This window comes from uncultured Solobacterium sp. (genome assembly GCF_963517755.1).
Taxonomy (GTDB): Bacteria; Bacillota_I; Bacilli_A; order Erysipelotrichales; family Erysipelotrichaceae; genus Bulleidia.
On sequence record NZ_CAUQGG010000014.1, the window covers coordinates 23,446 to 32,105 of the forward strand.

8 protein-coding genes and 1 pseudogene are annotated in these 8,660 nt (G+C 32.7%); 2 read left to right on the forward strand and 7 right to left on the reverse strand.

Translation table 11 applies throughout. The features are described from left to right. Nucleotides 1–12: 12 nt before the first annotated feature. From RWM19_RS07805 to RWM19_RS07835, 7 genes are all read right to left on the reverse strand, one after another. Nucleotides 13–2,031, reverse strand: coding sequence for a PTS sugar transporter subunit IIA (locus tag RWM19_RS07805; protein ID WP_313985628.1), 2,019 nt, complete (start codon nt 2,029–2,031; stop codon nt 13–15). 132 nt (nt 2,032–2,163) lie between these two features. After that, nucleotides 2,164–3,045: an aldose 1-epimerase family protein gene (locus RWM19_RS07810; RefSeq protein ID WP_313985630.1), complete on the reverse strand. Its 882-nt coding sequence runs from the start codon at nt 3,043–3,045 to the stop codon at nt 2,164–2,166. A 36-nt stretch (nt 3,046–3,081) separates the two neighbouring features. Continuing rightward, nucleotides 3,082–4,092 (reverse strand): Gfo/Idh/MocA family oxidoreductase, encoded by a 1,011-nt coding sequence (locus RWM19_RS07815; RefSeq protein WP_313985633.1) that lies wholly within the window; start codon nt 4,090–4,092, stop codon nt 3,082–3,084. Between the two features lie 20 nt (nt 4,093–4,112). Continuing rightward, nucleotides 4,113–5,513, reverse strand: a complete 1,401-nt coding sequence (locus tag RWM19_RS07820; protein ID WP_313985636.1) for a PTS transporter subunit IIC — start codon at nt 5,511–5,513, stop codon at nt 4,113–4,115. An 18-nt stretch (nt 5,514–5,531) separates the two neighbouring features. After that, nucleotides 5,532–5,810, reverse strand: a complete 279-nt coding sequence (locus RWM19_RS07825; protein WP_294022433.1) for a PTS sugar transporter subunit IIB — start codon at nt 5,808–5,810, stop codon at nt 5,532–5,534. 1 nt (nt 5,811) lies between these two features. Next, the gene (locus RWM19_RS07830; protein WP_313985641.1) at nt 5,812–6,285 is read right to left on the reverse strand and encodes a PTS sugar transporter subunit IIA; all 474 of its coding nucleotides are present in this window, start codon (nt 6,283–6,285) and stop codon (nt 5,812–5,814) included. A 27-nt stretch (nt 6,286–6,312) separates the two neighbouring features. Then, entirely contained in the window at nt 6,313–6,744 is a 432-nt protein-coding gene (locus RWM19_RS07835; RefSeq protein WP_294022431.1) for a PTS sugar transporter subunit IIA, read from the reverse strand. Between the two features lie 370 nt (nt 6,745–7,114). Between RWM19_RS07835 and RWM19_RS07840 the strand changes: the two genes are divergently transcribed. Both RWM19_RS07840 and RWM19_RS07845 read left to right on the forward strand, forming a co-directional pair. Continuing rightward, nucleotides 7,115–8,281, forward strand: coding sequence for an AraC family transcriptional regulator (locus RWM19_RS07840; RefSeq protein ID WP_313985644.1), 1,167 nt, complete (start codon nt 7,115–7,117; stop codon nt 8,279–8,281). A gap of 128 nt (nt 8,282–8,409) precedes the next feature. Then, nucleotides 8,410–8,660: pseudogene (locus RWM19_RS07845) on the forward strand (NAD-dependent malic enzyme); the annotation flags it as partial.

The following is an 8,660-nucleotide window of genomic DNA, read 5'->3' on the forward strand; positions in this document are numbered from 1 at the left end:
TGGATTTTGCCTTTACTGATACATTTTCTTAATAAAATTCATTAGTTCATCAATATTACTATTTAATAGGATTTTTAAATTTACTTCTTCATTTGTCCAATAAGATATATCTTTCAATATTTGCAGATGAGATCTAGGATTTGGACTAGATAATATAAATAAATAATGAATTCCTATATTTTCATCAAAGCATATTTTCTTTCGATTTATTAAAAGTGAAACATTTAATCGATTTGCACCTTCCTCAGGTTTGGCATGAGCTATAGCTATTTTATTTTTAAGAACAATATACGCACCGTGTTCTTCTACCAAGTCGATCATCGCTTGAACATATTCAGGTGTAATTGATTTTGTTATTAACAATGGCTCACTTGCAATATTAATTGCTTCTTGCCATGAGATATTTTTATTAATTTGAACAATGTTTTCTTCTGTTAAAATATCTCCCAGTCGCAATTGATCATTTTCCTTTGTTTCAACTACAAAGTGACCATTTCTAAAATACTCATATATATCTCTTCGCAAATTTTCCATCTGTTCTTCATCGACATACTTCCTCAAAACAGAGAATAATCCATTTAAATTTTCTCCATTAAGCTGATATGTCTCAACATTCATTGAAATCATTGATGCAATTTTTGATTTATCTTCTTTTTCTAGAATTGCATTCACTTTTATCCAAGGAATGTTTGTATCCAAATCTATTGTAGAAACAATAAAATCCACTTTCCCATCATATTGATAGATATTATTTGCTGTAGTTGCAGCCACTACAGACACATTTGCATATAAGTCCTCAACTTCTTTCCTTAGCAAAGTTGATGTAGATATTCCACTCGGACAAACAATCAGTACCCGTATAGGAGCGTAATACTTACTACGCATTTTTCTCTGATGCCCACCAAAATGCATAGTAATATATGATACTTCACTATCTGTTAAGATAAATGGAAATTCATCCTGTATACTTTCGCATATACTTTTTATCAGTTGATACAAACTCTCATAGTTTACTTTTACAGCTTCTAGTAAAATATTTGATATCTGAATTGAAAGTTGGTAGTAATACATCGATAACTTAAAATGCATATATAAAGAGTTAACCAATTCATTTTTTTCACTTAATTCTACTAACGTCTGTCTTTCAAATAATTCTACCAAATGCTGAGCCAGTTCAAATAGTTGGATATCTTTTTGCCCACTTTCAATATGAATCACGCTACTTGCTTTAGACCCAAGTAAATGAATTGTAAGGTATAGCCTTTCATGAACATTTAAGTCCTCAAAATATTGATCGATCATCCTTAACTCATCCGTTTTTTCCAAATCCCTCAATTCCAGTATTGAGAAATCAAATCTCTCATCGACAAAATGTACAATATTCAATACACATGCAATAGCAAGTAAATTAAAGTCATCGTACTCATTTCTCATATTTACCGAGATGCGCTGCAAGCGAGCATAAAAGTCTTCCACTTCCGTTGCATTTAAGAAGTCTATACTTTTGTAACTTATCTTTTTTAACAGTATTTTTAGATAATATAGTAATAGTGCCCTTTTCCCAAAAATCTGTCCTTGTATAGAATAACCATTCTTTAAATCAAATTCTAAAGTCAAATCATACTTTTCAATAGCAGATTTCATGACTTTTAAATCGTTAAATACTGAATTGCGCGAAATATCAAAAGTAAAAATTATATCTTCTATAAATACACTTTCTTTAGGATACATTAACCAGCAAACAAGATATTGCACTCTTTCGTCTGGCGTTAAATTATATGCTGATTGCTCAAATTGAATAATCTCTCTAATTTCTTTCTTCTGGTCTTCAGTCAGATAGTAACCTTCCCCACGTCTATTATTTACAGGACTAATACCAAATCCAAAAAGAAACTCGTTCAATTTATTTACATTATAATAAACCGTCCGTCTACTAATATGTAATTCTGATTGAATTGTAGTTAGCGGTGTCTCTTCTACTTGCTTTAGTAGTAGATACAATAAATCTTTTTGTGACTTTTCAAGTTTCATATTTTCCACCAATTATCTTACCCAAAATATATCATCTAAACACAAAAGTTAAAAGTCTTCATGCATGTATAATTTTTCCTCATTTATATTATTAAAGGGATGCATTTTCACATCCCTATAAACAAATCTAATTTATTTAACTTCTATAGTGTATGTATATGTTTTATAACTTCCTGGTTTCAAAAAAGAAACTTCATCTCGATCTTTAAACTCACCTGAATAGTCCTTGAAATCTGAGTGTCCAATCCATGGCTCTATACAAATCAAGCGCAATTCTTTATCTTTATTATAAGGTGTCCATAAAGCCAAATTATCAAATTTCAAAAATCCAATCTTTACTTCATGGCGGTTTTTTATATTTTTCAAAAATATTGATTTTGATTTTGGATTGATAAATACAATAGCCTCTTTTTTAAACAATTCTTTCCTAATAAAGAACCGTCTCTCATTTTCAAAGTACAATTCTTTATTCGGTAAAAGTTGCCCCGTATTTGACATAGAATATATGAATGCATGTTCATTACTTTCAAATTCTAAATAATAGTCATTAGTACTTTCATCCGCAAATAATGGAATCCGAAAACCTGGATGTCCAGCATAGTTATAATACATGTTTTTTATATCATCATTGAAAATTGTTGCTTGAACCGATAACTTATTATGTTCTACTCGAAAGCATAACTTTACTCTACATTCATATGGAAAGTTATTTTTTAACTTAGGCGTGTTTGTAAATAAAAATTCAACATAATCTTTTTCTCTACTAACTACTGGTATTTGCTCATATCGAATAATTCCATTTGAGCGCATTGAATATTCTTTTCCATCAAATAGTGTTTTGTTTTCATTCAATCTTCCAATTATTGGAAATGGTACTGGGGCACTACTTGACCAATACTGTGGGTCTTTTTGCCATAAAAACTCTAAGTCATTAGACTTTAATTTCAGTGAATTAATCTGTGCACCTAACTCATCAATATCAACTTGTATTTGTTCTGATTTAATTCTTATCATGTCTATAACCTATAAGAAGAGTGTGTGAACACTCTTCTACAAATATATAACCTTTCCTGTTTCAGCAGATTCATGCACTGCAGCTGCAATTTTAGTTGCCTGCAGACCATCAAATGCTGTTGTTCTAAATTCCTTTCCACTGACAATGTCCTCTACAAATTCTTGCATTGGTTCCAACCCAAATCCTGATGCACTATTCTCGTCAAAATTCATGAATATATAATTTGGAATTCCTTGTTTCTTATCAGAATATGATTTTACCCCTCGATATGATTCATTTTTAAAGTACTTATTTTCGGTAATAATAACTAGCTGACCATCATTAGATTTCGGGAATGTATTTGGCAATATCCAACTGGTTTCAACTGTCCAATTACTTCCATCTTTCATAGTCAATATAGCTTGAATATTATCCCAAGTAGCATATCCTTTTTTCTTTAATACTTCTTTATTACCTACAGCATATACCTTTTCAACTTCGCTCTCGGTGATATATCGAATTAGATCATAGCAATGTACACCAAGGAACCATACTGGTGATGATTTATCAGTCCAAGTGAACCAATTCTCCGGAACTGCAATTACATCATCTAAAGACATATAACCACGAATAATTTTTTTATCTTCTGACTTAATATCTTTCTTAATACAGTTGTATGCTGGATCCCAACGCTTATGGAAATCAACTGAAATCTTTACACCCTTTTTTTCTGCAAGTTCTATTATCTCCTCGCATTCCTTTACTGTTAGCGCCATTGGTTTTTCAATTAGAAGATATTTAATTCCACACTCAATTGCATCTTTACATGGTTCAAAATGATATGGATCAGAAGTTGCGATACTAACAGCATCTAACTTTTCTGTCTCAATCATCTCCTTTATAGATGTATAGCCTTTAACACCAAATTTTTCTTCTGCAATTCTCTTTCGCTCTTCATTTAAATCACAGAGTACTACTTTCTCTACATTTGGGTCACATTTATATGTACGAATATGATATGTCCCATAAATTCCCGCACCAACAACACCAATTTTTACTTTATCCATTATATTTTACCTCTTAATATCTACATGGATTCTGTTCCGATTGTTTCCTCAAAATGTTTATCCTCTTTAGCGTAGTAATTCTCTAAGACTTTACCGCCAAAGATTACTGCAACATCCATCGCAATTAAGAGGATAAATCCTAAGTTAGGAATTGAGCCAATTAATGTTGGAATGAGGATGAACAAGTTTCCTAATGCAGTTGTTGTTGCAAACTGCCCACTAGCTACCAAGTCCATTCCTGCATTTTGTGCAAGTTGTGTAAATAGCGGTGCTGCCCAACTTGAAATATAAAGTACGATTGGCAAGAAAATTAAACTAGACATAATTGTACGACGTCTATTTGCACGATGAACGATAGTGGCAAAGCAAACATAGAATGCTGCAAATGGTACTTCGCCTAATGGCAATGTAATATTTCCAGGTAAAATTGCCGCAAAAATCATAAAGAATGGAATCATTAAGAATCCTACAGAAATTGTCACTGGATGACCGATTGTCACAGCAGAGTCTAAACCAATATTCAATGTACGATCTGGGAAATGCTTAATAAAGAATTCCTTAGCCTGATTGGAAATTGGAATTAAACCATTTACTAACATCTTTACAACCATAGGGAATAATTCCATCAAAGCAGCAGTCTTAATAGTTACATCTGCAATTCCTTTGAAATCATATCCAGCAACGATACCAAAGAACATACCCATGATAAGTCCTAAGAAAATTCTTTCCCCAAAGATAGCACCGAAAATATGTCCAATTCCTTTTTCTTCTTCAACATAATTCTCATCCATCGGTTTATTAGCAAAGAATGGAATATGATCATAAATCTTATCTAATAGTAAGAAGATTGGTGCGCTTGCTGCCGCAAAACCATGAGGAATTGAAATAGCTTCAATACCAATAATTTGTTGTGTGCGGCGAGCCATAATATCGGCAACCTTCAGTCCTAAAATCGCATGACTAATACCTGCTAAAATTCCCAACCAGAAATTACCTGTAATTACATATACAAATCCAGCTGTAATTGAGTAATACCAGAAATTATAAATATCTACATTAATCGTATTTGTAAACTTTAATGCAACCAAGATGACATTAACAACAATTACTAAAACGATAAGAGTTGCCCCAACTAAGCCGCCAAAACCTACAGCTGCCGCTGGCGATCCACCAACATCAATAGCCGTTAAATTAAGATGTAAAACCTGTACAGCCTCATTAATTACTGGACCTAATGTATTTGCTGTAAGTGTACCCACAATACCAACACCTACTAATCCAATACCAACCGTTGCACCTGCTTTAATTGCCTTAGGAATCTTTAAACCAAATAATAAACCAATTATGCACATCAACATAGGAACAAAAATGTAACTACCTAATCCGACGATGTACGATATAATATCCATTATGACTTGCATTATTTTTCTCCCTTATTTTTATTTCTTTAAAATATCTATAATTTGTTCTGTAACAGCATCTTCACCTACACCAGAAAGATATGAACTACCTGATATTACTGGTGACTGATATTTTTTACGGACTTTCATTGTTGTGATGATCAAATCCACATCTCCATCATAATTATCAACCTCTGACAAAGTGCATTGAATAGTTTTAAATTGAATACCATTCTTTTTAAGTATCCCTTCCACTTTATCTTTAACCATGCTTGAAGTTGCTAAACCTGCACCACAAGCAATCACAATTGTTTTCATACTAATTATTCTCCAGTTCTTCTATGTATTGATTTAAATAATTACAGATTGCCTCACTTGAATCTGTATTTGCTATATTGTTTAGCAATTTCTCGTATTGAAATACTTTTATCAAAAACTGCAGCATTTCTAGTTGATCATGTGAGCTACTTATCGCCAACATAAATACCAGTTTTACCTCAACTTCTTCATCAAGATCTTCCATATTATGAAATTTAACTGGTTCTTTTAAAATGCCGATTGCAACATGATTTCCGTTAATCCCATCATCACATGCATGTGGGATTGCTATTGCAGGTCCCCTCGTTTGTAACCCTGTAGGATACTCTATTTCACGTTCAATTACTTTATCTGCATATCCACCAGATACAAATCCGTGTTTTGATAATAATTCTCCTAGTTGATAGATTACATCCGAGCTATCCTTTGCCATCATATCCGCTTTGATTAATTCTCGAATAAACTTAAATTTCATTTATGTTACTTCCTTCCAGTCTACCCATTATGCAAATTTATCCCCAAGAGCTTCAGCGCTAGTTGATTCCAGTATGCTAGTAATATTCCCTGTCTTATTTAAAATCTCTGCCACTTTTCTTAGTACTTTGAGATGTGATACAGAATCCTTCATAGCAAGGATTACAATTAGTTTTATAGGTTCTCTTGATTTATCAAAATAGACAGAATGCCTTAAAAGCAACACTGAAATTGCATTTTCATTTACGCCTTGCTCAGGTCTTGCATGTGGAAGAATTATATAAGGTGAAATGATGAATTTACTTCCTGATCTCTTTAAATTGGCAAAGATAGCATGTTTATATTCTATTTTTACGCAATTGTTATGGATCAGTGGTTCTACCGCTTTTTCAACAGCTTCATGCCACATTTGCTCAACAGGAATAATCTGAAAATAACTTTTCAGATTCATGTTATCCATATAACCACCTCACTAATTCTGAGCCCTTAATCAAGTTGGCTAAAAAAGAATATCTACTATAAATTTTTAAAGATGTGCACTTCTTTATACTTGCATTATAAATTGCACTTTATATGAAAAGAAGTCCAAGTATTTTGAAATTATAAGTGCAATCTATTGTACTCATACACCTAAGGAATAAAAAATAATTATATTCTTGCATGTTTTATACGTATGTAAATAAATTATTATTGCCGTACGCTTTATGTGACTCAGTTGTTTCATATCAACTTTCGAAAGTATACTTTTCGGTACCGAAAATATATTCTTTTGCTAATTTGTGATATAAAATATATACAGTAATATTTTCCACATAAGGAGATGGTGAAATATGATTAGTAAAACTACTAGTTCCAATTTCGTTAAATTTGGTACGATTGTCCCAAATATTCCAGATGAAGATTTCATTGTTGAAGAGTTTACAATTTCAACAAAAGAAATTCATGCGCTTCATTCCTATAATCAATCTGTCTATTTAGAAGCGTCTGAAGGAATGGCCATGGTTGGTGTTGTTCGTGTTCCTGAGGTTGATTCCATTGAAAGTTTTGCCCTGCACCGTCGTGTACGTATTGAACCTGATGTTTATTTCAATCTCACCTCAATGAGTGAACATATCGTTTATCGCTTGTATATTCCAAAACATGCAACAAAAACAACCTACACATTACCAACTCCATTTGTGTATGAAAGTATTTCACCTAAGATTCATATCTCTGAAATTATTGCCTATTATTACGTTGTAAAACGTCCTGCGTACTCTTTTTTAGGAGAGACTCATAATTACTATGAATTAACTTTCGTTGATCAAGGTTCTTTGGATACGACTGTTGATGGTAAGTCTTATACGATTGGCATGAATGAATGCATGTTATATGTACCCGGTCAATTCCATGACCAAAAGGTCTCCTCAGACAACCCTTGTTCCTACTTAACAGTTATCTTTGCGGCAGATGGTGTTCATACCGATTTAGTTTCCAATCGTGTCATTAGTTGTACACGAGAGATGCAGGATGATATCAACCGTTTTGTATCAACTTCCGAACAAGCCAATCCATTTAAATATGATGGAATGATTTCCTGCTTAGAACAAATCTTAATTTCATTCCATATGTACGCAAACGCAAAGAAGATGCCTAAGCCTATCACACCAGTGAATCAACACTTTGAAGATCGTCTTGTAGAGGAAATTCTAGAGTATATCCATAAACATATCCTAGAACCATTACCAATCGAGCAGATCTGTGACCGCTTCGCTATCTCACGTAGTACGCTACAGAACTTATTCAAAAATAATCTTCAAGTTCCACCAAAACAATATATCAATACCGCAAAGTTGAATCAGAGTCGATTACTCATTCGTAAAGGAGATTACACCATTACAGAGATTGCGTCCATGTTGAGTTTCAATTCTATTCACTACTTCTCTCGTAAATTTACACAGAGTTATGGCATTACCCCTAGTGAGTATGCCCGTAAGATTTACGACCAAATTGATTAGTTTATTTAAGTCATATCTTGATACACTGGATATGACTTTTCTTATAGATTATCTATCACATTTCATCCAATCTTTTTACTTCAATTACCACAATGGGTATATACTAATACCGCATAGGAGATAACTTTATGAATGCACATGATATTTTAAATAACCCTTTTCTAAATAAAGGTACTGCCTTTACGATGGAAGAACGTAGTAAGCTTGGACTGATTGGTCTTTTACCACCATATGTTCAAACAATTGAAGAACAGGCAAAACAGACTTATGCACAGTTGCAGACAAAGGCAAATAATCTTGAAAAACGTTTGTTTTTGATGCAGATTTTTAATACAAATCGTACACTTTTCTACTATATGTTCTCTCAACATCTAGCAGA